Source organism: Leifsonia tongyongensis (assembly GCF_010686705.1).
In the GTDB taxonomy this organism is placed as follows: Bacteria; Actinomycetota; Actinomycetes; order Actinomycetales; family Microbacteriaceae; genus Diaminobutyricibacter; species Diaminobutyricibacter tongyongensis.
In genome coordinates this window covers 241,762-266,294 of sequence record NZ_JAAGWY010000003.1, presented here as the reverse complement: position 1 = coordinate 266,294, position 24,533 = coordinate 241,762, and the positions used below count along the sequence as shown (strand labels likewise).

21 protein-coding genes and 1 tRNA gene are annotated in these 24,533 nt (G+C 69.0%); 10 read left to right on the top strand and 12 right to left on the bottom strand.

Annotation, left to right across the window (positions count from 1 at the left end):
- The first annotated feature begins 177 nt into the window (after positions 1 to 177).
- The gene (locus G3T36_RS14685) at positions 178 to 1,389 is read left to right on the top strand and encodes an MFS transporter (RefSeq protein WP_163290560.1); all 1,212 of its coding nucleotides are present in this window, start codon (positions 178 to 180) and stop codon (positions 1,387 to 1,389) included.
- A 198-nt stretch (positions 1,390 to 1,587) separates the two neighbouring features.
- On the opposite strand, the gene G3T36_RS14680 is transcribed toward G3T36_RS14685, so the two are convergent.
- Positions 1,588 to 2,571 carry an aldo/keto reductase gene (locus G3T36_RS14680; protein WP_163290559.1) on the bottom strand — a complete coding sequence of 328 codons (984 nt, stop codon included), beginning with the start codon at positions 2,569 to 2,571 and terminating at the stop codon, positions 1,588 to 1,590.
- Positions 2,572 to 2,580: 9 nt separating this feature from the next.
- Entirely contained in the window at positions 2,581 to 3,690 is a 1,110-nt protein-coding gene (locus G3T36_RS14675; RefSeq protein WP_163290558.1) for an ABC transporter permease, read from the bottom strand.
- A 93-nt stretch (positions 3,691 to 3,783) separates the two neighbouring features.
- Here G3T36_RS14675 and G3T36_RS14670 point away from each other — a divergent pair, with 93 nt between their 5' ends.
- Complete coding sequence (locus tag G3T36_RS14670; protein ID WP_163290557.1) at positions 3,784 to 4,422, top strand: TetR/AcrR family transcriptional regulator; 639 nt, start codon at positions 3,784 to 3,786, stop codon at positions 4,420 to 4,422.
- Here the strand turns inward: G3T36_RS14670 and G3T36_RS14665 are convergent.
- Complete coding sequence (locus G3T36_RS14665) at positions 4,397 to 5,206, bottom strand: alpha/beta fold hydrolase (protein WP_163290556.1); 810 nt, start codon at positions 5,204 to 5,206, stop codon at positions 4,397 to 4,399. The genes G3T36_RS14670 and G3T36_RS14665 overlap by 26 nt on opposite strands.
- Positions 5,207 to 5,304: 98 nt before the next feature.
- On the opposite strand from G3T36_RS14665, the gene G3T36_RS14660 reads away from it, so the two are divergent.
- From G3T36_RS14660 to G3T36_RS14650, 3 genes are read left to right on the top strand one after another with little or no spacing between them, the layout of a single operon-like run.
- Positions 5,305 to 6,168, top strand: coding sequence for a DUF4349 domain-containing protein (locus G3T36_RS14660; protein WP_163290555.1), 864 nt, complete (start codon positions 5,305 to 5,307; stop codon positions 6,166 to 6,168).
- Positions 6,169 to 6,177: 9 nt separating this feature from the next.
- Positions 6,178 to 7,398, top strand: coding sequence for an acyl-CoA dehydrogenase family protein (locus G3T36_RS14655; protein ID WP_163290554.1), 1,221 nt, complete (start codon positions 6,178 to 6,180; stop codon positions 7,396 to 7,398).
- Positions 7,395 to 8,507, top strand: coding sequence for an aminopeptidase P family protein (locus G3T36_RS14650; protein ID WP_163290553.1), 1,113 nt, complete (start codon positions 7,395 to 7,397; stop codon positions 8,505 to 8,507). The genes G3T36_RS14655 and G3T36_RS14650 overlap by 4 nt, the downstream gene beginning before the upstream one ends.
- Position 8,508: 1 nt before the next feature.
- Here G3T36_RS14650 and G3T36_RS14645 read toward each other — a convergent pair whose 3' ends face one another.
- The 3 genes from G3T36_RS14645 to G3T36_RS14635 all read right to left on the bottom strand — a co-directional run bounded on the left by G3T36_RS14645 (position 8,509) and on the right by G3T36_RS14635 (position 10,315).
- Positions 8,509 to 8,880, bottom strand: a complete 372-nt coding sequence (locus G3T36_RS14645; RefSeq protein ID WP_163290552.1) for a DUF3054 family protein — start codon at positions 8,878 to 8,880, stop codon at positions 8,509 to 8,511.
- Between the two features lie 74 nt (positions 8,881 to 8,954).
- Entirely contained in the window at positions 8,955 to 9,842 is an 888-nt protein-coding gene (locus tag G3T36_RS14640) for an SDR family oxidoreductase (protein WP_163290551.1), read from the bottom strand.
- A complete protein-coding gene (locus G3T36_RS14635; RefSeq protein WP_240148553.1) occupies positions 9,839 to 10,315 on the bottom strand; it encodes an Lrp/AsnC family transcriptional regulator in 477 nt (158 codons plus the stop codon). The genes G3T36_RS14640 and G3T36_RS14635 overlap by 4 nt, the downstream gene beginning before the upstream one ends.
- A 106-nt stretch (positions 10,316 to 10,421) precedes the next feature.
- On the opposite strand from G3T36_RS14635, the gene G3T36_RS14630 reads away from it, so the two are divergent.
- Positions 10,422 to 13,319: an aminotransferase gene (locus G3T36_RS14630; protein WP_163290550.1), complete on the top strand. Its 2,898-nt coding sequence runs from the start codon at positions 10,422 to 10,424 to the stop codon at positions 13,317 to 13,319.
- Here the strand turns inward: G3T36_RS14630 and G3T36_RS14625 are convergent.
- Positions 13,261 to 14,193: a LysR family transcriptional regulator ArgP gene (locus G3T36_RS14625; RefSeq protein WP_163290549.1), complete on the bottom strand. Its 933-nt coding sequence runs from the start codon at positions 14,191 to 14,193 to the stop codon at positions 13,261 to 13,263. The two genes, G3T36_RS14630 and G3T36_RS14625, sit on opposite strands and share 59 nt — an antisense overlap.
- Before the next feature lie 71 nt (positions 14,194 to 14,264).
- On the opposite strand from G3T36_RS14625, the gene G3T36_RS14620 reads away from it, so the two are divergent.
- On the top strand, positions 14,265 to 14,888 hold the full coding sequence (locus G3T36_RS14620) for a LysE/ArgO family amino acid transporter (RefSeq protein ID WP_163290548.1): 624 nt from the start codon (positions 14,265 to 14,267) through the stop codon (positions 14,886 to 14,888).
- A gap of 16 nt (positions 14,889 to 14,904) precedes the next feature.
- On the opposite strand, the gene G3T36_RS14615 is transcribed toward G3T36_RS14620, so the two are convergent.
- Positions 14,905 to 17,775: a helix-turn-helix transcriptional regulator gene (locus G3T36_RS14615; RefSeq protein ID WP_163290547.1), complete on the bottom strand. Its 2,871-nt coding sequence runs from the start codon at positions 17,773 to 17,775 to the stop codon at positions 14,905 to 14,907.
- Between the two features lie 128 nt (positions 17,776 to 17,903).
- Here G3T36_RS14615 and G3T36_RS14610 point away from each other — a divergent pair, with 128 nt between their 5' ends.
- The 3 genes from G3T36_RS14610 to G3T36_RS14600 are packed head-to-tail and all read left to right on the top strand — an operon-like array spanning position 17,904 to position 20,238.
- Positions 17,904 to 18,152, top strand: coding sequence for an SCO4226 family nickel-binding protein (locus G3T36_RS14610; RefSeq protein ID WP_163290546.1), 249 nt, complete (start codon positions 17,904 to 17,906; stop codon positions 18,150 to 18,152).
- Positions 18,153 to 18,194: 42 nt separating this feature from the next.
- Positions 18,195 to 19,055 (top strand): DNA-formamidopyrimidine glycosylase family protein, encoded by an 861-nt coding sequence (locus tag G3T36_RS14605; RefSeq protein WP_163290545.1) that lies wholly within the window; start codon positions 18,195 to 18,197, stop codon positions 19,053 to 19,055.
- Between the two features lie 40 nt (positions 19,056 to 19,095).
- Positions 19,096 to 20,238: a glycosyltransferase family protein gene (locus tag G3T36_RS14600; protein ID WP_163290544.1), complete on the top strand. Its 1,143-nt coding sequence runs from the start codon at positions 19,096 to 19,098 to the stop codon at positions 20,236 to 20,238.
- A 46-nt stretch (positions 20,239 to 20,284) separates the two neighbouring features.
- On the opposite strand, the gene G3T36_RS14595 is transcribed toward G3T36_RS14600, so the two are convergent.
- The 4 genes from G3T36_RS14595 to G3T36_RS14580 all read right to left on the bottom strand — a co-directional run bounded on the left by G3T36_RS14595 (position 20,285) and on the right by G3T36_RS14580 (position 24,486).
- Positions 20,285 to 21,364, bottom strand: coding sequence for a glycosyltransferase (locus G3T36_RS14595; RefSeq protein ID WP_163290543.1), 1,080 nt, complete (start codon positions 21,362 to 21,364; stop codon positions 20,285 to 20,287).
- Between the two features lie 5 nt (positions 21,365 to 21,369).
- The gene (locus tag G3T36_RS14590) at positions 21,370 to 23,157 is read right to left on the bottom strand and encodes an ABC transporter ATP-binding protein (protein WP_240148552.1); all 1,788 of its coding nucleotides are present in this window, start codon (positions 23,155 to 23,157) and stop codon (positions 21,370 to 21,372) included.
- A gap of 117 nt (positions 23,158 to 23,274) precedes the next feature.
- Positions 23,275 to 23,350: transfer RNA gene (locus tag G3T36_RS14585), tRNA-Ala, on the bottom strand.
- Positions 23,351 to 23,406: 56 nt separating this feature from the next.
- Complete coding sequence (locus G3T36_RS14580; protein ID WP_163290542.1) at positions 23,407 to 24,486, bottom strand: hypothetical protein; 1,080 nt, start codon at positions 24,484 to 24,486, stop codon at positions 23,407 to 23,409.
- Positions 24,487 to 24,533 lie beyond the last annotated feature (47 nt).

The following is a 24,533-nucleotide window of genomic DNA, read 5'->3' as shown; positions in this document are numbered from 1 at the left end:
GGGGGCATTTTCACTAGCTTCGTAACGGCGTGTGACCACTATATAGCGGGGTATCACGACACGCGTAACCCCACATCTAGTGGGCGTGTCATCCACAGATGTGCATAACTTGTCCGACTTATGCACACCCTACGACCCCCCACCGACAGGGGTGCCGACCGATAGACTGGGCACCTTGTGAGCACCTATACGAGCCTTCTGAAGACGCCCGGCGTCGCTCGTATCATCGCTGCGCAGCTCACTGCACGCTTCCCGTTCGGGATGCTCTCACTGGCATTCCTGCTCCACATCGAGCGCGTCCATCACTCCTACGGCGCGGCGGGCCTCGTGCTCGGCGCGATGAGCATCGGGCAGGCGATCGCGGGGCCGATGACCAGCCGTCTCATGGGAGTGCTCGGGATGCGCACCGTGCTCTGGACGACACTCGCACTCTGCTCGGCAGCGGTCGCGAGCATCGGCCTCTTCGTGCTGCCCATCCCGGTCACGATGGGCATCGCCTTCTTCGCGGGTCTGAGCATGCCCCCCATCCAGCCTGCCGTGCGGACGATCTACCCCAAGATGGTGAACTCGCGGCAGCTCACCCCGCTCTTCTCGCTCGACGCGTCGGCGCAGGAGATCATCTGGATCGCGGGCCCGGTCGCGATCACCTTCGTCTCCACGCAGATCGGCACCGTGGAGGGCATCCTCATGTCGGTGGCGATCATGCTCCTCGGGGGAACGTGGTTCATCTCCTCCCCCGAAGTCGGCCGGGTGCGCATCCCTCGCAGCAAGCGCCGGTTCGGGTCCGTGCTGCAGCGCCCTCCGGTGCTGCTCGCGACGGTCGTCGGGTTTCTCCTCATCGGGTCGTGTGCGGCGATCGAAGCGGGCGTCGTCGCCAATTTCGGCAACCAGGGCCCGGAGGCGGGCGTGGTGCTCGCCATCTGGTCGCTCGGTTCGCTGGTCGGAGGCCTCGCGTTCGGTCACATCCCGATCGGTCCGTGGGCGACCGCACGCCGCATGCTCATCGTGTTCGTCGGCGTGACGATCTCGATGTTCGCGCTGGCCACCTGGTGGGGCCTCTCACTGACGCTGATCATCGCGGGCCTCGGGATCGCCCCTGCCCTCGCGGTCCTCTTCTCGATCGTCTCGGCGAGCGTCAAGTTCAGCGACACAGCGGAGGCATACGGCTGGGTCGGCACCGGTCAGCTCATCGGCGCTGCCCTCGGGTCGGCGCTCGCCGGGTTCCTCATCGACTCGCAGGGTCCGATCGGCGCCTTCTGGGCAGCGAGCGCTTTCGCGCTCGTCGGCTTCATCGTGCCCGCCCTGGCCCACCGCTGGCATCCCGACCTGCGGAACCGCGACTCCAGCCCCATCCCCGACACCGAGCCCGTCCCCGTCCAGCCCTCCTGAGCGGAGGCGTCCTGCGCCGCCCTAACCGCCGCCGCGGTCACCGCACTCGTTATGCGCGAGCGCACGAGTATGTACGAGTGCGCAGGCGCCAAACGAGTGCGGTAGCGCACGTCGCAGGCGCAACGAGTGCGGTGGCGCACGTCGCGGGCGCAACGAGTGCGGTCGCGCGCGCCGCGGCAGCAACGCCGCGCGCCGGGCCTACCAGCGGGAGTGGATGGATGCGCGCAGTCGCCGGTCGTAGAGCGCGACCACAGCCCCGTCGAACGGCGCGCCGAGCGGGCCGACGGACCCTGCCGCCGCGTTCGCCCTCGCCTGCTCGACAGATCGCGCACCGGGGATGACAGCGCTCACACCGTCCTGCTCGGCGACCCAGGCGATCGCGGCCTCACTCGGCGTGAGACCCGCGGGCACCAGTGTTGCGAATTCGTGCGCGGCAGCGACCCCGGTCTCGAAGTCGACGCCTGAGAAGGTCTCGCCCACGTCGAACGCCTCGCCGTGACGGTTGTAGGAGCGGTGGTCGTCAGCCGAGAACGTGGTCGACGCCGTGTATTTCCCACTCAGCAGCCCGGAGGCCAGTGGCACACGCGCGATGATGCCGACTCCTGCGTCGCGCGCAGCCGGCAGCACCTGGTCGAGGGGCTTCAGCCGGAACGCGTTGAGGATGATCTGCACCGTCGCCGTCCCCGGCCGCGAGATCGCCGCGAGCGCCTCGTCGCACGTCTCCACGCTCACGCCGTACGCAGCGATCGCGCCGTCGGCAACGAGCGTGTCGAGTGCGTCGTAGACCGCATCCGCGGAATACACCGGTGTCGGCGGGCAGTGCAGCTGCACGAGGTCGAGGGTGTCGACGCCGAGGTTCCGGCGTGATCGATCGACCCAGGCGCGGAAGTTGGCGAGCGTGTAGTTCGCCGGCTCCTGCGCCACCCGCCGCCCCATCTTGGTCGCGACGGTGATCCCACGGTCGGGATGCGCGGCCAGGAACTTTCCGATGAGCTGCTCGCTGCGCCCGTCGCCGTACACGTCCGCCGTGTCGAAGAAGGTCACGCCGGAGTCGGCGGATGCCTCGAGCACGGCCAGCGCATCCGCCTCCGACACGTCACCCCAGTCGGCGCCGAGCTGCCATGTTCCGAGTCCGATGACGGAGACGGTGCGTCCTGTACGTCCGAGTGTCCTGGTCTGCATGCTCCCAGCCTAGGCGGGCTGGAGGCTGCCCTCACGCTCGGTCTCGCCCGATGGCTTCTCGAGTGCGTCTTCGACGTGCACTACCTCCTGGTTGCGGAAGTGCCCCGCGACCATCGCGATCATCCCGAGCACGGTCCAGCCGGCCAGCACGAGCCACGGGAAGGTCGCGTTCGCATCGGGGAAGTAGGACAGATCGCGGACGAGCGTCGACGCCGCCCCCGGCACGAACCACTGGCCGACAACGCCCCATGGCGCAACCGTGAACTGGATGGGCTGAGCCGCCGACGAGAGCGGGTTGCCGATGAGCATGGTGATGACCGCGCCGACCGCGATGCCGGCACGCCCGATGAGGGCGTTCATCCCCACGATGAGCGACACCGTCGCAGCCATCGCCAGTGAGACCGCGAGCCCGTTGATCCAGAAGTTCCCCTGGAGCACCCCGAACCATCCCTGCATGATCCCGACGACCGAGAATCCGGCGGCGAAGCCGTAGACGACCACGCTCACGAGCCTCCGCCACGGCCCGACGACCAGGAGCGAGATGAGCACGCCACCGATGATGCCGCCGAGTACGAGCGGGAACGAGGCGGCTGTGAGGCCGAGGCCGCGGGGATCGCCGGAGGTGAGCGGGACGACGTCCGTGACGGCGACGGTTATCGTCGGCGGTTTCGTCCCTGCCGGCGCCTGGCCCGCGGCGATCGCCTGCTCGACGGCGGCGGCCGCCTGCTGGTTCGCCTGCGCCTGCAGCTGAACGGCGAGCTGCCCGAGGATCTGGCTGGTCGCCGCCCCGTTCGCCGACGCGGTGAGGACTTCCGGCTTGTCGCCGACGACGACCGCCCCGTAGACGTCCCGCGTCTTGATCAGGTCGATCGCGGCTGCGCGGTCGGCCACTTTCGTGACCGAGAACACGCCGTTCGCATTCTTGTCGAGCGCGCTCGTCACGGCCGCGACCTGCTCGGACGACCCGGCGACGGCGATCGGCATGTTTTTGACGGAGGATGTGATGATCGGCCACACGAAGGCGATCAGGATGGCGACGACGACGACTGCGGCGGCGATCGCGATCCCGACGGCACGGCCCCACGCGGTGTGGGGCTGTGGTGTTGTGCTGTTTGACATGATCGACTCCAAATAAAAAGAATGTTCGTTCTTTTATGGTGATACCCTGAAGTCGAGTTGTCAAGAACGAACGTTCCTTTTTAAGGTGGATGCATGCCCAAGGTCAGCGACGCCCACCGCGCGGCCCGTCGCCACGAGATCGCGACGGCCGCGCTGCGATGCTTCGCGCGCAAAGGATTCGCCGCCACGTCGATGAGCGACATCATCGCGGAGAGCGGGTTGTCGGCCGGTGCGATCTACGGTCACTACAAGAGCAAGGACGAGCTGATCACGCTGGCGATCACCGAGGTCCTCGACCTTCGCCTCGGTGAACTCGAGTCGGCGCGCGAGCAGACGCCGATGCCTGCGCCCGGCGAGATCGTCCGCATCGTGATGAGCGGCATGCAGGGCGAACTCGGCTCGCTGAGCATCCTCGTGCAGATCTGGGCGCACGCTGCCGTCGAGCCGGCCGTCGGCGCGACCCTGGCGAAGGTCGGCGATCGCGTCAAAGGGATCTTCCACGACTACCTCCGCGCCTGGTACCTCAAGGAACTCAAGCTCCCCGCCGACGACGCCGAACGCGCGGCACAGCTCTACTCCGGCCTGTATGTCGGCATCGTGCAGGGATTCATCGTGCAGTCGTCGATCTTTACCCACTTCGACAGCGAGGCCTACCTCGAAGCGGCTTCGTCGATCCTGCCGGTCGCGGGCCCCGGGGCCGCCCAGCTCAGCCCGGCGGACCTGAGCCGATAGCCACGGCGACCACTCGGGCCAGGCGCTTCCGGATGATGTGGTCGTTGCCGTCGACCCGGTGCATCTGGACGTGGCGCATCGCCTCGATCACCGACAGGCTTCCCGGCGCGATGAAGGCGTCGAGCGATCCGTAGATCACCTCGACGGGAACCCTCACCCGGGCCAGGTCGCTGACGATCGTCTGGGACTCGATGCAGTTCTCGAGTGATTTCACGAACGGATCCCAGTTCTTCTCCGTCACCTCGAACACGCCCTTGATCGGAAGCATTCGTGCGAGCACCGACGCGTTGAACATCGTGAACTCCTTGTTCGCACGCAGGAACTCGTAGGCGCGGAGGTACGCGCTCACCCGGCTCCGCACCCGCCGGTCGCCGATCTCGTTCGGCGATCCGTACACCGGCGGACCGATCAGCACCAGCCGCGTGATCCCCGACGGATGGTCGGCCGCGTAGCGTGCGACGATCAGGCTTCCCAGGGAGTGTCCGACCAGGACGAAGTCGTGCACCTTGAGCGCTCGGAGCGTGGCGTGCAGCCAGGCGACGTGCTCTTCGATCGTGTAGTCGGCATCCGGGGGCGCCGGCGACCGTCCGAAGCCGAGGATGTCGATCGAGATCACCCGGTGCGTGGGCTCCAGCAACGGAACGAGGTTCTGGAACGTGACGGACGACGACGCGATGCCGTGCACGAGCACGACGACCGGCCCGTCGCCTTCGTCGCCGGCGACATGGAGGATCGGGGCGCGACGACCGAAGAGCGATCGCGTCCGGTCGGCCAGCCACCCCATCCCCTCATTATGCCGCCGGCCACGGCGATACCGTTTCGTGACCGATTCGTCGCCGGACCGTGACCCTGCGGGCGACGCAGCGCTTCTACTCTTATGCCATGAAGCGCATATGGGCGGGTGCGGCAGTGCTGGCGGTGGCGGCGCTGTTGCTGGCGGGATGCACGGGTGCGGGCACATCGTCGAGTTCGGCGGGTCCCGGAGGCTCGACTGTTCAGGGAAAACCGGGTCAGGATGCGTCGGGCGGCTTCGCGGCTCCGGCGTCGAAGAGCGACACCGTCATCTCCACCGACAGGGATGTCGTCACAACCGGGTCCGTCTCGCTCACGGCGGCCGATCCGATCGGCACGGCCGACCGCGCGACGGCGATCGTCCTCGGCTCGGGCGGTCGCGTCGACAGCAGCTCCGAGCAGCCCGGCACGGGCGACGAGAAGGCGAGTGCGACACTCGTTCTCCGCATCCCGTCGTCCCGTCTCGATAGCACCCTCACGGCTGTCAAGCGCCTCGGCACGGTCGAATCGGCGACGCTCAACGCGACCGACGTGACCGCACAGTCGAAGGACATCGACGGACGGATCACCGCGCTGCAGACCTCGGTCGACCGCCTCCTCGCCCTGATGGCCAGGGCGACCACGACCGCCGACCTCATCACGATCGAGTCGACGCTCTCCGACCGCCAGGCGCAGCTCGACAGCCTGCGCGCCCAGCAGAAAGCGCTCGCCGACCAAGTCGCCATGTCGACGATCACGCTCACGATCCACACGAAGGCCACCGTCGTCGCCGCCGCCCCCGGGTCGTTCTGGAGCGGCCTGACCACCGGCTGGAATGCGCTCGTGGCCGCTGTGAACGGCCTGCTGATCGGCCTGGGCGTCATCCTCCCCTGGCTCGTCGTGCTGGCGGTGCTCGGCGGTATCGCGTGGTGGATCGCCCGCTGGATCGGGCGCAAGAAGGGCGCCGCTGCGTAGGCTTGGAGGGTGACCGAGAGCGCGCACGTAACCGAACCGCTGCTGACCGACGACCTGCTCGAACGCATCCGATCGCGTGCGGCGGCCTACGACCGCGAGAATGCGTTCTTCGACGACGATCTCGCCGACCTGGTGCGTGTCGGCTACCTGAAAGCCATGGTCCCGGTCGAGTTCGGCGGTCTGGGTCTCGGCCTCGAGCGCACCGCACGGGAGCAGCTGCGCCTGGCGTCCGCGGCGCCGGCGACGGCCCTCGCCGTCAACATGCACCTGGTCTGGACCGGCGTGGCGAAAGTCCTGCACGATCGCGGCGACGATTCGTTCGACTTCCTCCTCCGCGAGGCGGGCGACGGCGAGATCTTCGCTTTCGGCCTGAGCGAGGCGGGCAACGATCTCGTGCTGTTCGGCTCGACGACGGATGCGCGACCCCAGCCCGACGGCGGATACCGCTTTCACGGCACCAAGATCTTCACCTCCCTCTCCCCCGCGTGGACGCGTCTCGGCACCATGGGCCTCGACACGGCGAGCGCGGATGCGCCCAAGATCGTCTACGGGTTCATCACGCGCGACGGCGGCGGGTTCGAGGTGAAGGAGGACTGGGACACCATCGGCATGCGGGCCAGCCAGAGCAACACGACCGTGCTCGACGGAGCCTACGCACCGGCCGACCGGATCGTCCGGCGGCTCGACCCCGGTCCGAACCCCGATTCGCTCGTCTTCGCGATCTTCGCGAACTTCGAGATCCTGCTCGCCGCGGTGTACACGGGCATCGGAGCTCGCGCGCTCGAACTCGCCGTCGCTGCGGCCCGGCGGCGCACCTCCCTCAAGAACGAGGGGCGCACCTACGCTCAGGACCCGGACATCCGGTGGCGCATTGCGGATGCGGCGATCGCGCAAGACGCCCTACCGCCCCAGCTCGACACGCTCGCCCGAGACGTCGACCAGCGGGTCGACCACGGCAGCCAGTGGTTCCCCCGGCTCGTCGGGCTGAAGATCAGGGCGACCGAGACCGCCAGGCACGTCGTCGACCAGGCGGTGCGCGTCAGCGGAGGCTCGACCTATTTCGCCTCGAGCGAGCTCGGCAGGCTGTACCGCGACGTGCTCGCCGGCATCTTCCATCCCTCGGATGCAGAGTCGGCGCATTCGACCGTGGCCAACGCCTATCTCGGCCCGATCGACGACCGGGCCGGTCCTGCACAGGGAACGCGAGCTGCAGAAGGGGAGCGCCCATGAGACCGTTCACCGCCGACGACTATGCGGCCCGGCTCCAGCGCGGAGCGGCCCAGGCCCGGGATGCGGGTCTCGACGGTCTGCTGATCGCGCCGGGCCCCGACCTCGCCTACTTCATCGACTATCTGCCCGTGGCCGTCACCGAGCGGATCACCCTGCTCGTGATCCCTGCCGACGGCGAGCCGAGCATGGTCGTTCCGATCCTCGAGCACGACAGTGCAGCCGAAGCGCTCGGGGCCGGGTCCGTCCACCTCGTCGACTGGTCGGACGGGACGGACGAGTATGTGCCCACCGCGGGGCTGCTGGCTCCGGAGGGAGGCTATGCGATCTCCGATTCGACGTGGGCGATGCACCTTCTCGGGCTCCAGCAGAAGCTGCCCCGCGCCCGCTTCGAAGCGATGACGCGCGCCCTCCCGATGTTGCGTGCTGTCAAGGGCGACGACGAGATCGAGCGACTCGCCTCGGCGGGAGCTGCGGCCGACGCCACGTTCGAGCAGATCATCCACGTCCGTTTCGCCGGCCGTACGGAGAACGAGGTCGCCGCCGACCTGGCCGCGCTGCTGCGCGAGCACGGGCATTCGCAGGTGGACTTCACCGTGGTGGGCTCCGGTCCCAACGGCGCCAACCCGCACCACGAGGCGGGAGAGCGCACGATCGAAACGGGCGACATGGTGGTGCTCGACTTCGGGGGGCTGAAGGACGGCTACGGGTCGGACACGACCCGCACCGTCCACGTCGGGGAGCCGACCGCTGAGGAGCGCGAGGTCTACGAGGTCGTCAGGCGGGCGCAGCAGGAGGCGTTCGAGGCTGTCGCGGTAGGGGTCACTTGCCAGGAGATCGATCGTGTCGCGCGCCGGGTCATCGCGGATGCGGGATTCGGCGACCGCTTCATCCACCGGGTGGGTCATGGCATCGGCCTCACCACCCACGAACCGCCGTACATGGTCGAGGGCGAGGAGCACCCGATCCGTGCCGGGATGTGCTTCTCGATCGAGCCGGGGATCTACCTCCCCGGCCGGTTCGGCGTTCGCATCGAGGACATCGTCGTGGCCACGGCCGATGGGGCGCGCCGGCTGAACAACACGAGCCGCGAGCTGCACATCGTCGACTAGCTCAGGCGACGCGGCGCCTCGCGATGGGCATGGCGATCAGCCGCCATCCGACGAGGAAGAGTCCGAGGAACACGGTGGCGACGACGACGAACGCGGCGTCGACGCCCTGGCCGGCCGATGCACGGAACAGCATGGCCGCGGCGACCGTGATGATCCAGATCGGGATGCCCGGCCAGAGGATCGCCAGCGGACGGAGCCAGGCGAACGTGAGCACCCATCCGAGCGCAAGCCCGGCCAGGAACGGCCACAGGGTGTCGAGGGTACCGATGGAGGTGAGGGCCTCGGAATGGCTCGACCGGCCGAGGAGCACGAAAAGCACCACCCCGGCGACATCGATCACGGCCGCGAGCGCAACCGTACCCGGGTTCTTCACACAGTGATCTTAGGCACCCGTCGCCGAGCGTTGGCTGGCAACGACGCTGCGGCGCGCGGTCGCGCCATGCCCGGTCACAGCCGGAATCCGCCGTCGCTGGTGATCACCTGCCCGACCACCCAGCGGCCTTCGTCCGTGGCGAGCCAGCCGATCAGCCGGGCCGGGTCGTCCGGAAGGCCGAATCGACCGAGCGGCAGGCTCCGCATGCGTTCCTGTATCTCGTCGAGGGGACGGTCGGTGGTCTCTTCATCGAGGTAGCCCGTGTTGACCGGCCCAGGGTTGATCGTGTTGAGCAGGATGCCCCGGGTGAGCAGTTCGCTCGCCACCGTCGGCGTGAGCCCTGCGAGTGCTGCCTTGCTCGCCGCGTACGCGACCTCTCCGGGCATCGGCCCGTCCTGCTGGCCCGAGGTCATCCAGAACACGCGGCCCGTCTGGTGCTCGTCGAACGGGCCGTCGGTCCGCTGCCTGACGCCGGGCGCCGTCGCCGGCGGTGCTGAGCCGTCGACGGGCGAGCCGGAGAACGCTTCGGCGAAGTACCGCGTGAGCAGCAGTGTCGCACGCGTGTTCACCGACCAGTGCGCGTCGAGGCGTTCGGCCGTCATGTCGAAGATCGAGCCGTCACCACCGCTGCGCGCGTGGTTGCAGACCAGGATGCGCGGGGTGCCCACGTCCTCGATGGCAGCGGTGATCACCGCGGCGGCCGAATCGGCAACGGCCAGGTCGGCGCTCAGCTCACCGAACCGTGCGCCCGAGGGCTGTGCATCCCGGAGCGCGGTGAAGACGGCGCCCAGATCGTCCGCACCCCAGGGAAGCTCGCTGTCGTGCGGCGCGAAGTGATGGACGAACAGGTCGGCGCCCAGCTCGGCGAGGCGGTGCGCGATGGCGAAGCCGATGCCGCGCCGGCGCGATACGCCGGTGACGATCGCGGCACGACCGAGCAGGGGAAGATCCGGATCGGTCATCGTGGCCCCCAGGTGAAGCGGTGCGTGTGGATGGAGTAATAGGAGAACGTCTGTGCCTTTGCGACGCCCGGAACGGCGCGGATGCGCTCGTTGATGAGCTCGAACAGGGCCTCCGAGTCGGCCGCGATGACCTCGACGAGGATGTCGAACGTGCCCGCCGCCAGCACGAGGTAGATCACCCCGTCGATCGCGCCGATCGCATCGGCCACCGCGCGGATGTCGCCGTCGACCTCGATCCCGATCATCGCCATGCGCTCGTACCCGAGCTTCAGCGGGTCGGTCACTCCCACGACCTGCAGGATCCCGCGCTCCTGGAGACGCAGCACCCGCAGGCGCGCTCCACCGGGCGACAACCCGACGAGTTCGCCGAGTTCGGCGTAGCTGAGACGACCGTCTTCCTGCAGCGCGACGATGAGCGCACGGTCGATCGAGTCGAGTCCGTCCTCGAGTGTCGATTCGTGATTCGTCATCATGAGAGCCAGTCTATTGCGTACTCCGCATTTGCGAATTCGAAGCGATGCTGTTTCGTCAGTACAATGACCACATCCCTCATGACCGACTCGACCACGATGAGAGACCATGACGAATTTCGACTTCCTGGCCCAGCCCTCCGCGCTCCCGCGCCCCGACGTCACCGCTGCCGACGCCCAGGCGATCGCGCGCGACCGTTTCGGCGTGGACGGCACACCGACCGAGCTGGGCAGCCAGCAGGATCGCAACTTCCGCATCGATGGGCCATCCGGCGTCTTCGTCCTCAAGGTCGCCAATCCGGTCTTCTCAGCCGATGAGCTCGCCGCGCAGAACCTGGCGATGGGCGCGCTGCACGATCGCGGCGTCATCGCTCCCCGGGCGCTCCCCGGGCTGGACGGCTCCGACCTGCAACGGGTCGAGCTGGGGGGCGAGCGTCTCATCGCGCGGCTGCTCACGTATGTCGACGGTGATCCGCTCACCGGCGAGGGCGAGCTCTCGGATGCCCAGCTGCGCTCCCTCGGCGACATCGCCGGCCGGGTGGCCGCCGGGCTGACCGGACTCGAACACCCGGGCACCGAGCGGTCGACCCAGTGGGACCTGCGGATCGCCGGCGAGGTCGTCGACCGGCTGGCCGATCATGTGGCCCAGCCTGCACGGCGACGCCTCATCGAGGAGGCCACGCGTGGCGCCCTCGCCCGACTCGAGCCCCTGCGGGACTCCCTGCGCATCGGGGTGATCCACGGCGATGTGACCGACGACAACATCGTGATCACCGGTGCCGACATCGACGGCACGGATGTACCGGCGGGCGTGATCGACTTCGGGGACGTCTCCCGCGGCTGGATCGTCGCGGAACTCGCCGTCGCCGTCGCATCCGCGCTGCACCACGTGCCGGGCGAGCCGCTGCGAGCGCTCGAGACGATCGCTGCGTTCACCGCGCACCAGCCGTTGACCGACCCGGAGATCGAAGCGCTCTGGCCGCTCGTACTCCTCCGCGCCGCGGTCCTGGTGGTGAGCGGTGAGCAGCAGGTCGCCGTGGATGCCGGGAACACCTACGCCGCTGAGAACAGGGCGCACGAATGGCTGGTGTTCGACGTCGCCAGGCGCGTCGATCCCGACGAAGTGGAGTCGCTCATCCGCTGGCGACTCCGGCGCGATGCCGCCGCGTGCGCGCCGCTCCCACTCTTCGACCTCGGGTTCGACGATTCCGATGTTCTCGACCTCTCGGTCACCAGCCACCGTCTCGACGAAGGCCGTTGGCTGGAGCCGGACATCGAAGCGCGACTCCTCACGGAGACCGGCCGCTCGAACGGGCGCGCCGTGACGCGCTACGGCGAGTTCCGTCTCACGCGCGCCGTCCCGGAGTCCGCCGCAGCGACGCCGACCCTCGCGCTCGCGGTCACCGCCCGGGTTCCCGAGGGCACGCGCGTGCACGCCCCCGTGTCCGGGATGCTCACGGCGTCGGGCGACGACTGGGTACTCAGCTCCCCCGGACTCGATGTCTGGTTCAGCGGGCTGGTCCCCCTCGATGCCGCCGCTCGTGAGGTCGCCGCGGGCGACCCGCTGGGGACGACCGAGACGCTCACCGTGCAGCTCTCCCGTCTCGCGGGGCACCGGCCACCCGCGTTCGTGCGACCCGGCGCCGAACCTGAATGGCGCGCGCTCAGCCCGGATCCCTCACCGCTGTTCGGCATCGGACTCGCCGCTCCTGAGGAGGACCCTGACGCCCTGCTGCGACGCCGCGACGCGAGTTTCGCCCGGGTTCAGGAGCACTATTACGCGCATCCGCCGCAGATCGAGCGGGGCTGGCGCCATCACCTCGTCGACACGCGCGCCCAGACCTACGTCGACATGGTCAACAATGTGACCGCCGTCGGCCATGCCCATCCCCGTCTCGTGAACGCGGTCCGCGACCAGTGGGCGCTCCTCAACACGAACTCGCGCTTCCACTACGAGGAGCTCTCGGATTTCACCTCCCGGCTCGCCGAGCTGGCTCCCGGCCCGCTCGACACCGTCTTCCTCGTGAACAGTGGAAGCGAGGCCGTCGACCTCGCGATCCGCCTCGCCCAGACGTTCACGGGGCGGCGCACCATCCTCGCCGTTCGCGAGGCCTACCACGGCTGGACCGTCGGCGCAGACGCCGTCTCCTCGTCGATCGGCGACAACCCGCGTGCCCTCGAGACCCGGCCGGACTGGGTGCGACTCGTCGAATCGCCCCACTCCTATCGCGGAAAGTATCGCGGCCCCGGTGCCGCGGCCGGCTACCTCGCCGACGTCGCAGCCCAGCTTGCAGCGCTCGACGACGCAGGTCCCGACGACGCAGGGCTCGCCGGGTTCATCGCCGAACCCGTCTTCGGGAACGCCGGCGGTGTCATGCTGCCGGACGGCTACCTCGCCGGCGCCTACGAACTGGTGCGGGAGCGCGGCGGCGTCTGCATCGCCGACGAGGTTCAGGTCGGCTACGGACGCCTGGGCGAATACTTCTGGGGCAGCGAGCAGCAGGGGGTGATCCCCGACATCATCACGGTCGCCAAGGCGATGGGCAACGGCCATCCTCTCGGCGCCGTCATCACGACACGAGAGATCGCCGAGCGATTCGCCGCCGAAGGCAGCTTCTTCTCCTCGGCAGGAGGCAGCCCCGTCAGCGCCAGGGTCGGGCTGACCGTGCTCGACATCATGCGCGACGAGCACCTGCAGGAGAACGCGCGCATCGTCGGCGCCCACCTCGCTGCCCGACTCGACGAGCTCGCGAAACGCTTCCCGACCATCGGAGCCGTGCACGGTCTCGGCCTCTACCTGGGCGTCGAACTGGTGAGAGACCCGGTGACCCTCGAACCCGCTGGAGCCGAGGCCGCCCGGATCTGCGACGCCCTGCTCGCCGAGGGATGCATCGTGCAGCCGACCGGCGACTACAAGAACGTGCTCAAGATCAAGCCGCCGCTCTGCCTCACCGTCGAGGCAGCGGACTTCTTCGCGGACGCCCTCGAGCGGGTGCTGTCGGACTGACGGTAAGCGCCAGCGCGGCCTGCTGCGCCAGCGCATCCGTGACTCTCGCGAGGGATTCGGACTCCACCGACCAGTGCTGCCAGAACAGCGGCACATCGATCGGATGCGCGGGGTCGAGGTCGATCAGGCGGCCCTCCGTCACGAGTCCGGCCGATTGCTGGTCGGGGATCATCGCCCAGCCGAGGCCGAGTGCGGTCGCGGCCACGAACTCGGTGGATGCGGGAACCTGGTGCCGAGGGGGCTCGGCGTCCGTCCCGCGCGCGTCGAGATAGCGATCCTGGAGAGTGTCTTTGCGGTCGAAGACGATCATCGGGGCCACGGCGAGTGCTTCCCTGGTCGGTCCAGCCGGAAACCACCGTGCGGCGAATTCCGGCGTGGCGACGGCGCGATACGTCATCGAGCCGAGTGGCCGTACGACGCAGCCCTGCACGGGGACCGGATCGGACGTCACCGCGCCGACGACCGTGCCGTCGCGCAGCCGGGCGGTGGAGTGAGCCTGGTCGTCGAGGTACAGTTCGAAACTCATTCCGTCGAGACCCGCCAGCGCGGGAAGGACCCAGGTCGCCAGCGAGTCGGCGTTCACGACGAGCGGGATGGCGCGGACGGCTCCCTCCGCTTCGGTGCCGAGCCGTGCGAGCGCTTCGCCTTCGAGGAGGGCGACCTGCCGTGCCAGGCGGAGGAGCACCTGCCCCGACTCCGTCACGGCGGCGGGCTTCGACCGGAGCACCAGCACGCGGCCCGCGCGCTGCTCGAGGGCCTTGATGCGCTGGCTCACCGCCGACGGCGTAATGCGGAGCGCCTCGGCCGCGCGTTCGAAACTGCCGTGGTCCACGACCGCGGCGAGCGTTCTCAAGTGTTCGACGTTGGCCTCCATCACAAGCAATGCTAATGCGGTTGAAGAATAATGAACTTCACTTCAGTCCAGATCTCCCCTAACGTCGAACCATGCCCGCCGCAGCCATCGCAACGACCATCCTCGCCGGCCTGGCTGCGGGGGCGTCCCTGATCATTGCTATCGGCGCACAGAACGCCTTCGTCCTGCGCCAGGGCCTTCGCCGGGAACACGTCCTTCCGGTCGTGCTGATCTGCATCGCGAGCGACGGCATCCTCATCGCCCTCGGAATCGCCGGGATCGGCGGTCTGGTGCGCGCAGCACCAGCCGCCCTGGAAGTCGTGAGGTGGGCCGGGTTCGCGTTCCTGGTCCTCTACGGAATCCTCGCCGCTCGGCGCGCGTTCCGACCCGAGCGGCTCGAGACCGGCGGCAGCGCCGCACGCACCACCCTCGCATCCGCCGTGCTGACCTGCGTCGCCCTCACCTGGCTGAACCCGCACGTCTACCTGGACACGGTCGTCCTGCTCGGCTCCCTCGCCACGCCGCACGGTGACCCCGGGCGCTGGTTCTTCGGGCTCGGCGCCCTCATCGCCAGCACGATCTGGTTCGCCGCCCTCGGCTTCGGCGCCCGCTTCCTCGCGCCGCTCTTCGCGCGTCCCATCGCGTGGCGCATCCTCGATGCGGGCGTCGCCGTCCTCATGGTGACGCTCGCGGTGCTGCTCGTCGTCCAGGCGTAACGGAGGTGCAGCGCCGCTAGTGGGACTCGACCCGGTGCTCGGCCACCCAGGCTGCGATCTCGGAGCGTCGCGACGCATCGAGCTTCGCGAGGATGTGCTCGACGTGGGCGCCGACGGTCTTGGGAGCGATCGTGAGCGTGGCACCGATCTCTTTATTGGTCGCTCCTGCGGCGATCAGAGCGGCGACCTCGAATTCTCGCTCGGACAGCGGCGCGATCCCCGATTCCGGCGCGGTGCGGACGCCCAGTGCATCCGCTCGCCGTTCGAGGGTCTGCGCCCCCGCCTGCCGGGCCAGCGCGCGAGCGTGCGCCGACGCCTCCGCGGCCTCCCTGCCCCGGCGGGACCGGTTGAGGGCGGCGGCGAGATCGATCGACGCCTGGGCGGACTCCCAGAACCGGTGGCGCTCCTCCCAGCCGGAGAGCGCGGACTCGAGGTGCTCCCTCGCCTGCACCCAGTGCGTCTCCCCCGATGCCAGGAGGCCGTCAGCATGTTCGAGCGCGGGCAGCGTTCCCGGGATGCCCCTGGAGGTGATCAGCTGCGAGCAGCGTGCCGTCCAGGCGCGCGCCGCCGTCGCCGCGTGCATGGCCAGGTGCGCCCTCACCCCGGTGACGAGGAAGGGGAACAGGTAGGCCGCGTCGCCGACGCGCTCCGAATCGCGGAGAGCCCGGTCGCAGAGCTCGACCGCATCCTGTGCGCGATCCTCGAGAAGGGCGAGTTCGGCCAGCCCCCAGAGCGCCGGGGACAGCCGCTGGAGCTCGTTCATGTGCTCGCCGATCGAGCGCGCCTCGTCGAGAACCGTGCGCGCCTCAGCGGCGTCCCCTCGCCCCACTGCCAGGTAGCCGAGCACGATCAGCGCCGTCACACGCGTGGTGATGCCGCCGCGCCCGTCGGCGAGCGCCTTTCTCGCCTCATGGTCGGCTCGCTGCCAGTCGCCGCGCGCCCAGCACACGTGCGCGAGGTGCGAGGCGAGGTAGTGGTGATCGTTCCACCGCTCCGTCCGTTCGGTGTACGCGAGCCCGTCGTCGAGCCAGCGTTCGGCACGGTCGTATTCGACCAGCACGGATGCCGACGACCCGAGCATCCGGAAGGCGCGCGCGGTCTCCGCCTCGACTCCCGCCTTGCGCCCGCTGACGATGGCGCTCTCGAGGAGACGCCAGCCTTCCTCCATCCGCCCCGCGAACACCATCACGGCCCCGAGGGTCGCGTTGAGATTGACCCGCGCGGCCACGGTCGCGACATCGTCAGGATCGTCTGGGAGCCTGATCGCCGCTGCAGCCGTCCCGTATTCCATCGCGGTGTAGAGCCGCCTGTCCAGCATGTAGGCCGCGGCGAGCGCGGAGAACAGTTCGTAGCGCACCAGCGGAGGAACGGTCGCCTGGTCGATGCCCGCGTCGCTCAGCCGTGCTAGCGCATCGAGGGCGAGGCGCACCCGCGACTCGATCGGATGCCCGACGAGATGGCGCGCCGACATCAATCGCGGAACGATGGCCGCCGCAGCCACTTCGTCTCCGGCCACGCGGAACAGGTGGATGGCCCTCGAGAAATGCTCGGCCGCCTCCTCGTTCTCGTCGACGGCAGCCAGCTCCGCGGCGAGGCGGGCGTGCAGGTCGGCCCGTTCGGACGGCGGAAGCCCGGATGGCGCGGTGCGGCGCGCGCGCTCGTACAGCGTCGCCGCCTCCCGATGAGCGGATACCCGCGCAGCGTCCGCGGCCGCGAACAGGGCGTGCCCGTACGCGATGTCGGGCAGGTTCGCCCGCTCGTAGTGGTCGGAGACGTCCGCGTAACAGTACTCCGCGACGATCGCCGCGACCCCGGCCGCCTCGTGCAGCCGCCGGCGCCTGCTCGGCGGGATGCTCTCGTAGATGGTGTCGCGGATCATGGCGTGACGGAAGTCGAAATTCGTTCCGTCCCCGGTCGAGACGATGACGTGCCGGTCGAGGAGCTCGGTGAGTCCGGAATCGAGTTCGTCGACCGATTCGCCGACGGTCCCGGCGAGCACGTCGATGTCGAAGGACCGTCCGATGACGGCCGCCGCGTCGACCAGGGCACGCGCGTGGGGGCTGAGTGCACCCCGGCCGAGCATGACCGCCTCCGCGACCGTCCCCGGCACCCGGCTGACCGCACCTGCCGCGATCAGCTCCTCCACGTGGAGCGGAATGCCGTCGCTGCGGGCATAGAGCTGATCGAGGTAGACCGACGAGAGCACGGTTCCGGTGATCGCTTCGGCGAGTTCGCCCGTCTGCGCGCGATCGAGGCGCCGGACATGGGCCTCTTCGGCGAGGCGTTGCCCGACGAGCCTGTCGCGCCACTGACGCAGCGGCGTGCCGGGAAAGAGTTCTTCCGTCCGATAGGTGGCCAGCACCAGTGTCCGCGTCTGCCTGAGGGGGACGGCCAGCCGTTCGAACACATCGAGGCTCAGTTCGTCCGCCCAGTGCAGGTCTTCGAGCGAGAGAAGCGTCGGCCCGCTGGTTTCGAGGAATTCGACCAGGATGTCGGCGAGGTCGGTCACGAGGACGCGGCGACGGCGGGCGCTGTCCCCGCCTTCCGCGCCCGCGAAGATCACTCCGCGGAGCCGGTCGGCGACGTCGGCCTGGTGCGCTCGGCGGAGGTCGGCCGCCAGTTCGAGCAGGACTCCTCCCACGATCTCCGAGCCGCGTCGGAAGGCGGCGGCGCCGAGGCGGGTCCGGACACCGCCGGTGCGGCTCGCGATGTCGTCGAGGAGCCTGCTCTTGCCGATCCCGGCCTCGCCCGCGAGCAGCAGCAGGTGTCCGTCGCCGGCCGCGGCGGCCGTCCACCGCCGCTCCGCGAGCGCCAACAGGTCGTCTCTCCCGACGGGTACGGGCGAAATCCGGATCTGCTCCGCAGCTGAGACTTCCTCAGTGGGCATGGCCATATGGTAACTCCGCGCGGCCCGACGATGATCGGTCGGATGACCGATGTGTGCGCACGCGCGCCGCCCGACACTGATCGTGCACCGATGACCGGCTGCAGCACCACCTACGAAAGGATCCGCTCATGGCAACATTCATGGATGTTCACGACGGCTTCGTCGGCGTCAGTGCCGACGAACTGGCCGAAGCCCACGCGGCCGACCTCGCCATCGAAGGCGAAGAAGGCGTCCACTTCATCAAGGCCTGGCTCGACCCCGAGGCGGGCAAGGCGTTCTGTCTCTCCGAAGGCCCCACCAAGGAGTCGGTGATGCGCATCCACGAGCGCACCGGCCACCCGACCGCGGAAGTGTACGAGATCGCCGTCGAAGTCTGACGGTTCCGCCGCGCTGTCGGCGGCATGGCGCAGAATGGGATGGTGCCTGAGCTTCCCGAGGTCAACGCGCTTGCCGCCGACCTCGCCGCACGCCTGTCAGGGCGCACCCTCGACCGTTTCGACATCGTTTCGTTTGCGGTGCTCAAGACGTTCGATCCGCCCGTGTCGGCGCTCGCCGGCCAGACGATCTCCGGTGTGACGCGACACGGCAAGTTCCTCGACATCGCCGTCGGCGACCTGCACGTCGTCATGCACCTTGCCCGTGCGGGCTGGATCCGCTGGCGCGAGGCCGCGCCCGCGCCGCTCAAAGGACTCGGAAGGGGACCGCTGGCTGCGCGACTCGTGCTCGACGACGGCTCGGGCCTCGATATCACCGAGGCGGGAACCAAGAAGAGCCTGGCCATCTACGTGGTCCACGACCCCTCCGAGGTGCCGGGTGTCGCCCGGCTCGGGCCGGACCCGCTTGCCGACGACTTCACCGAAGCGGAGTTCGCCGCGATCCTGGCCTCGGCGGGCAGAGCGCAGATCAAGGGGGTGCTGCGCAACCAGGCGGTGATCGCGGGGATCGGCAATGCCTACTCCGACGAGATCCTCCACGCCGCGAAGATGTCCCCGTTCAAACCGGCGGCGATGAGCGACGACGACGTCGCCAGGCTCTATGCCGCCATGCAGTCCACTCTCCGCGAGGCGATCGCGCGCGCCGACGGCCTGGCCGCCTCCGAACTGAAACGCGAGAAGAAGTCCGGGCTTCAGGTGCACGGGAAGGCGGGCCAGCCCTGCCCTGTCTGCGGCGACACCGTGCGGCAGGTGATCTTCCACGATTCGACCCTCGAGTACTGCCCGACCTGCCAGACGGGCGGCAAGCCGCTGGCAGACCGGGTGCTGTCGCGGCTGCTCAAGTAGCCGCGCACGAGCGGTTCGCCAAGAATGGGAGGATCGTTCCATGCCGAATCGCCCTTCCCTGCTGATCCTGTCGTTCTCTCCGATCCGCTCCGATCCGAGAGTGCTGAAACAGGTCCAGTTGTTCGCACCGCTCTACGACGTCACCACGTGCGGTTTCGGGGATGCCCCGGAGGGCGTCGTCGAGCACATCGAGATACCTGGCGAGGCCCGAGCCTGGGTCGACGACCGGGTCGCCATCGCGACGCGCCGCTACGAAAAGGCGTACTGGAACATCAAGGCTGTGGCGGAGGCGAAGCCGCGACTAGCCGGCCGCACGTTCGACGGGATCCTCGCGAACGACCTCAACGCGATCCCCCTGGCGCTCTCGCTCGAGCCTCGTCGCGGCGTTCACGGCGACCTCCACGAGTTCGCACCGAAGGAGAAGGACGACGACCTCCGCTGGCGGCTCACCGTCGCCCCCTTCATGCGGTGGATGTGCCGTACCTACTTGAAGAGGCTGACGTCGATCACGACTGTGGCGCGCGGCATCGCCGACCAGTATGAAGCCGACTACGGGGTCACGGTCGGCGTCGTCACGAATGCCGCCCCGTACTCCGAACGCGAACCGGCTCCGGTGCATTCGCCCATCCGGCTCATCCATTCGGCCGCAGGCCAGCGCTACCGGCGCCTCGAGAACTTCATCGAGGTGATGAAGGATGCTCCCCCGAATGTGACCCTCGACATGATCGTCATGCCACACGAGCCCGACTATGTCGCCGAACTCAGGACGCTGGGCGAAGGTGTGCCCGGCCTGACGTTCCGCGACCCGGTTCCGTACGCGCGGCTGGTCGACACCCTGGCCGAATACGACGTGTCGATGACCTTCCTGCCACCGACGAACTTCAACCTCGCGCACGCGCTTCCGAACAAGTTCTTCGAAGCGGTGCAGGCGCGACTGGGCCTCATCATCGGGCCGTCGCCGGAGATGGTCGCGATCCTCACGCAGTACGGTCTCGGCGAGATCGTCCCGGACTTCACGGTGGAGTCGCTTCGTTCGGTGATCCGCGCCCTGACCCCGGAGAAGGTCGCATCGTGGAAGCAGGCGGCCGATGCCGCGGCGAAGGACCTCTCGGCCGAGGCGCAGCAGGCGACCTGGAAGACCTCGATCGCCGCCCTCCTCGGAACCCCTGGCGAAGCGTCGTAGCGCGAGCCGGCACGGACCCGCGCGGCCGCCTACACCGCGCTGCCGCCTACAGCAGCGCGGACGCGGCGATGAACCGCAGAGGCGCCTCGACGCTGAGCAGTGTTGCCGGGTGCCGGGTCAGCAGGGTCGACGGCCGACCGAACCGGCGGCGGGCTCGCGAGAGCGACGCAAGCTGCTCGACACGGGCAGCTCGGTCCACGAGCGCGTCGAGAACGCGGACGTCGGCGATGGAGAGCGAGCGCTCGAACCCCGGCGCCAGGGCCCGCATCCGTTCCACGAGTTCGGCCAGGTACGCGTGGTCGTCGTCGTCCCACACTCCGCCGTCGATGCGCACCAGCACCGCCGAGAACAGATGGACGCGTGCGATCTTGACGGCCAGCGCACTCCGGGTGCGGCCGGGCAGACCGGCGAACCACGGATCGTCGAGCAGGCCATCGACGAACGCCAGGTCCTGATGCATCGGCCGATAGGTCATGCTCACGCGGGCCTCGGCATCGGCGCCCACGATGTAGCGGGGCGCGCGAGCGGCATAGCGGATGCCGCGCCCTTCCACCCAGAGGCGTGCGCTGAACCCCTGGTCCTCGCCTGAGGCGAGCCCTTCGGTCAGCGTCAGCCCGAGCCGCTCGACGGCCTCCCGGCGGATCAGCCCCAGGGGCGCGGTCCGGTAGAAGAGCCGATCCTTGAGCGCATCCCGGTCTCCACGACGGAACGGTCGCACCGGAGGCGTCCTGACCTTCGCCCCGTTCGCGTGCGCCTGGGGGGCGATTACGGCGTCGGCGGCGTCACCTGCTTCATCGCACCACGCGCGAAGCGCTCCCGGCTCGAGATAGTCGTCGGATCCCATGATCGAGACGAAGCGTCCCGTTGCGGCGGCGATGCCGGCATTGAACGGTCCGGCCGGGCTGCGGATGCCGTCCGGATGCTCCACCAGCCGCACCTGCGCGGTGAGGTCCTCCCCCAGCGCCTGGGTGATGGGCTGAGCCGACAGGTTGTGGCACACGACCGTGATCCGCACGCCGCCTTCGCCGACCGGGAGACCCGATTCGGTCAGGGATCGCACGGCGCGCGCGATCGGGCGACCCGGATCGTGAATGGCGATGACCGCGTCGACGAGGGGTTCGTTCACGCGGTTCAGCCCGTCATCCCCGCGAGCGCGGCCTGCTCCGCGAATTCGGGAACCGAGCGGATGAGCTCGTCGAACGTCCCGCTCGCCGCGACCTCGCCGCCGGACATGAAGAAGATCTGGTCCGCGTGGCGGATCGTCGAGAGCCGGTGCGCGACCAGGATGACCGTCACCTTGCCGTGCAGGTCGCGGATCGCCTGCGCCACTGCGGCCTCGGTCGCGGTGTCGAGAGCGCTGGTCGCCTCGTCCATCACCAGAACGTACGGATCGACGTAGAGCGCCCGCGCGATACCGAGGCGCTGGCGCTGTCCACCGGACAGGGAGAGCCCGCGCTCGCCGATCGACCCGTTGAGGCCGCCCTCGCGGCCGTCGATGATGTCCCACAGCTGCGCCTGTTGCAGCGCGCGCCTGGCCCGCTCCTCGTCGATGTCGTTCGTCCAGGTCAGCGCGACGTTCTGGCCGACCGTCGCGTCGAAGAGCGAGACGTCCTGCGGGACGTAGCCGACGCGGGAGTGCCAGGCTGACGCGATGTGACGCAGCGGAGTCCCGTCGATCGAGATCGTGCCCTCGGTGGGGTCGACGAGCCCGAGGATGAGGTCGACCAGGGTCGACTTGCCCGCACCCGACGACCCGACGAACGCCACCGTGGAACCGAAGGGAATGGTCAGGTTCACGTGACGGAGGGCCGGTGCCGCCTCCGGCGCGTAACGGAACCCGACGTCCCGGAGCTCGAGGTTCGACGGATGCTCGGCGAGCGTCCCGGAGTCGAGCCCTTCCTGCGAGATGAGCTGCAGCTTCTCCATCGAGTGGATGTCATCGATCACGTTGCGGGCGTGCGGAATGTTCGCCGCTGTCACGGAGACGATCGCCTGGAACCGGGTGATGGACGGGACCATGCGGAACCCGGCGAGACTGAAGACGGAGACCGCGGTCACCGCTCCGACGATGCCGCCGGTGGTGAGATAGCCGACGACGCCGACCAGCACGAACCCACCGATCAGCGCCGTCTCGAGCACATAGCGCGGAACGATGCCGAAGAACTGGATGTTCGCCCGCGCCCGCGACGTGCGGATCCGGTTGGCGTGCACGACCGCTGCGACTTCGCCGGCCTTGTTGCGGAGTGTGATCTCCTTGAGCGCGCCCATCATCTCGGTGAGAAGACGAGACACGGTGAACGAGTAGTCGCGGTTGACCCGGCCGGCGATCTGCGAGTTGCGGGACACCCAGAAGTAGAGCACCACACCGACGAGGCCGAGGTACAGCAGCGCTGTGATGGCGATCGCGGGCTGCGCGATCACCAGCACCGCGAGCACGACGATGAACGTCATCGCTTCGCCGACGAGGGTCGCCGCCGGCAGCAGGACACCCGCGATGGTGTTGGCGATGCCCCAGTCGGCGATGCGCACCACGTCTGCCGAGTTGCGTTTCAGGCGCTCGACCCAGGGCGCCGCAAGATAGCCCGCGAGCAGGCGGTCGCCGATCTCCAGCTCATAGGACGCGAATCGTCGTGTCGCGTAGAACTGGAGCACCGAAGCGAGGACGCCCTTCAGGACCACGACTGCGCAGATGATCACCAGCAGCCAGATGAGGCCGGTCGTCGATACCGTGCCGATTCCCGGCAGGGTCAGCGGGTGACCGGAGACGAGCGGTGAGATCACGACGGCGAGCAGACCGAGGGAGAAAGCGTCGAGCAGTGCGAGGAGCCCCAGGAGCACCGCATACAGTTTCAGGAACCGCCTGCCCGACCGGGGAAGCAGCGGCATCAGCTCGCGAAGGATGCCTACCAGCGCTTTCAAACCTGTACTCCGCACCTACTCGATGGCCTCGGGATTGCTTGGGCCAGTCTAGGCGTCCGTATCGTGGATGATCCTGAACCGCACTGCTCGCGGCGATGGACACACGACAGTGTCACGTGGTGGAGCTAAGGAGATTCGAACTCCTGACCTCTTCGATGCGAACGAAGCGCGCTACCAACTGCGCCATAGCCCCGGGAACTGCTTAGCTACGATAGCACCCCGACCGGCACCAGATCGAACTGAGGAAAACTAACCGACGGCACGGCGCCGACGGAGCGCTGCGTCGAGGTCGATCGACGAAAATGCGGCGTCGTCTACGAGTCCCATCGCGGCGAAACGCGGGTCGGCCGGCACGGGCGACGAGGGGCCCGCGCTCCCGTGCCCCACAGCGGCAGCTGCGGGAACGGACACCGGGACGGGCGGCCGGAGGGCCGTGACCTCGGACGCGAGACGTGCCGCGCGCTCCTCGATCTCCGCACGGGCGGCCGCGCGGCGCAGCTCCGTCGCCGCATCGATGGAGGCCATCGCGCTTGCAGCGATCGTGCCTCGCGAAAGATGGAGCGGCTTCGGGAGCGGCTGGGGAGTCCAGGTCGGACGCGCCTCGGGCACGACCTCGTCGTCCGCGTGGTCGTAGAGCTGAGCGGCGACGGGCGCCACGGCGACAGGGCGGACCGCCTGCGGGCGATGGCGGACGCGGGCGAGGCGGCCGAGCATCCCGAAGCTGGCGACGGCGACAGCAGCGGATGCCGCGAGCAGCATCCACGTCCCACCCGTCGCGAGCAGCGCGACACCCCCGATCGTCCCCAGAAGCCCGGCCAGGAGGATCGCCGACGTGGTCGCCCGTACGCGGCGCAGGCGGCGGCGACGGCGTTGCGCGCTCGGCGCGATCACGGACCGGGCGGCGCGAGGCGCAGCATCCCGGTCGCGTGCGGACGCGGCGACGCCTGCCCGGGATGCCCGTTCGACGTCGATCGCGGCCAGGGCCGCTCTTTCCGCCTCTTCGGCGGCAGCCCGCTGCGCCTCGGCGACAGCTCGTTCACGTCGCGCATCGGCTTCGGCCGCAGCGCGGGCATCCGCCTTGACGCGGCCTTCGGCCTTGCGCAGGATGCGCTGCTGCTCCGCGACCGTCCGCGCCGTGGCCTCATAGCGCACGGCCTGTGGAAGCTCCGACGTCTCAGCGAGGATCCGGAGCGTCTGCTGCAGCCTCACGGCGTTGCGCTCGGTCGCGAGATACTCGCGCCGGCGCAGCCAGACCGGGATCAGGTACGCCAGCCACAAGGCAGCCGCAAGGGCGACCACGACCCCACCGCCAAGCACGTCCCCGCTCATGTTCCTACGGTAGGGGGAACGGTCGGTCTCTGGTCCTATGCCGTGGG

Excerpts from the sequence above, each read along its gene's own strand:
- G3T36_RS14680 (WP_163290559.1), bottom strand. The coding sequence starts at position 2,571 with ATGCAGACCAGGACACTCGGACGTACAGGACGCACCGTCTCCGTCATC.
- G3T36_RS14675 (WP_163290558.1), bottom strand. The coding sequence starts at position 3,690 with ATGTCAAACAGCACAACACCACAGCCCCACACCGCGTGGGGCCGTGCC.
- G3T36_RS14670 (WP_163290557.1), top strand. The coding sequence starts at position 3,784 with ATGCCCAAGGTCAGCGACGCCCACCGCGCGGCCCGTCGCCACGAGATC.
- G3T36_RS14665 (WP_163290556.1), bottom strand. The coding sequence starts at position 5,206 with ATGGGGTGGCTGGCCGACCGGACGCGATCGCTCTTCGGTCGTCGCGCC.
- G3T36_RS14660 (WP_163290555.1), top strand. The coding sequence starts at position 5,305 with ATGAAGCGCATATGGGCGGGTGCGGCAGTGCTGGCGGTGGCGGCGCTG.
- G3T36_RS14650 (WP_163290553.1), top strand. The coding sequence starts at position 7,395 with ATGAGACCGTTCACCGCCGACGACTATGCGGCCCGGCTCCAGCGCGGA.
- G3T36_RS14640 (WP_163290551.1), bottom strand. The coding sequence starts at position 9,842 with ATGACCGATCCGGATCTTCCCCTGCTCGGTCGTGCCGCGATCGTCACC.
- G3T36_RS14635 (WP_240148553.1), bottom strand. The coding sequence starts at position 10,315 with ATGATGACGAATCACGAATCGACACTCGAGGACGGACTCGACTCGATC.
- G3T36_RS14630 (WP_163290550.1), top strand. The coding sequence starts at position 10,422 with ATGACGAATTTCGACTTCCTGGCCCAGCCCTCCGCGCTCCCGCGCCCC.
- G3T36_RS14625 (WP_163290549.1), bottom strand. The coding sequence starts at position 14,193 with ATGGAGGCCAACGTCGAACACTTGAGAACGCTCGCCGCGGTCGTGGAC.
- G3T36_RS14620 (WP_163290548.1), top strand. The coding sequence starts at position 14,265 with ATGCCCGCCGCAGCCATCGCAACGACCATCCTCGCCGGCCTGGCTGCG.
- G3T36_RS14615 (WP_163290547.1), bottom strand. The coding sequence starts at position 17,775 with ATGCCCACTGAGGAAGTCTCAGCTGCGGAGCAGATCCGGATTTCGCCC.
- G3T36_RS14610 (WP_163290546.1), top strand. The coding sequence starts at position 17,904 with ATGGCAACATTCATGGATGTTCACGACGGCTTCGTCGGCGTCAGTGCC.
- G3T36_RS14600 (WP_163290544.1), top strand. The coding sequence starts at position 19,096 with ATGCCGAATCGCCCTTCCCTGCTGATCCTGTCGTTCTCTCCGATCCGC.
- G3T36_RS14580 (WP_163290542.1), bottom strand. The coding sequence starts at position 24,486 with ATGAGCGGGGACGTGCTTGGCGGTGGGGTCGTGGTCGCCCTTGCGGCT.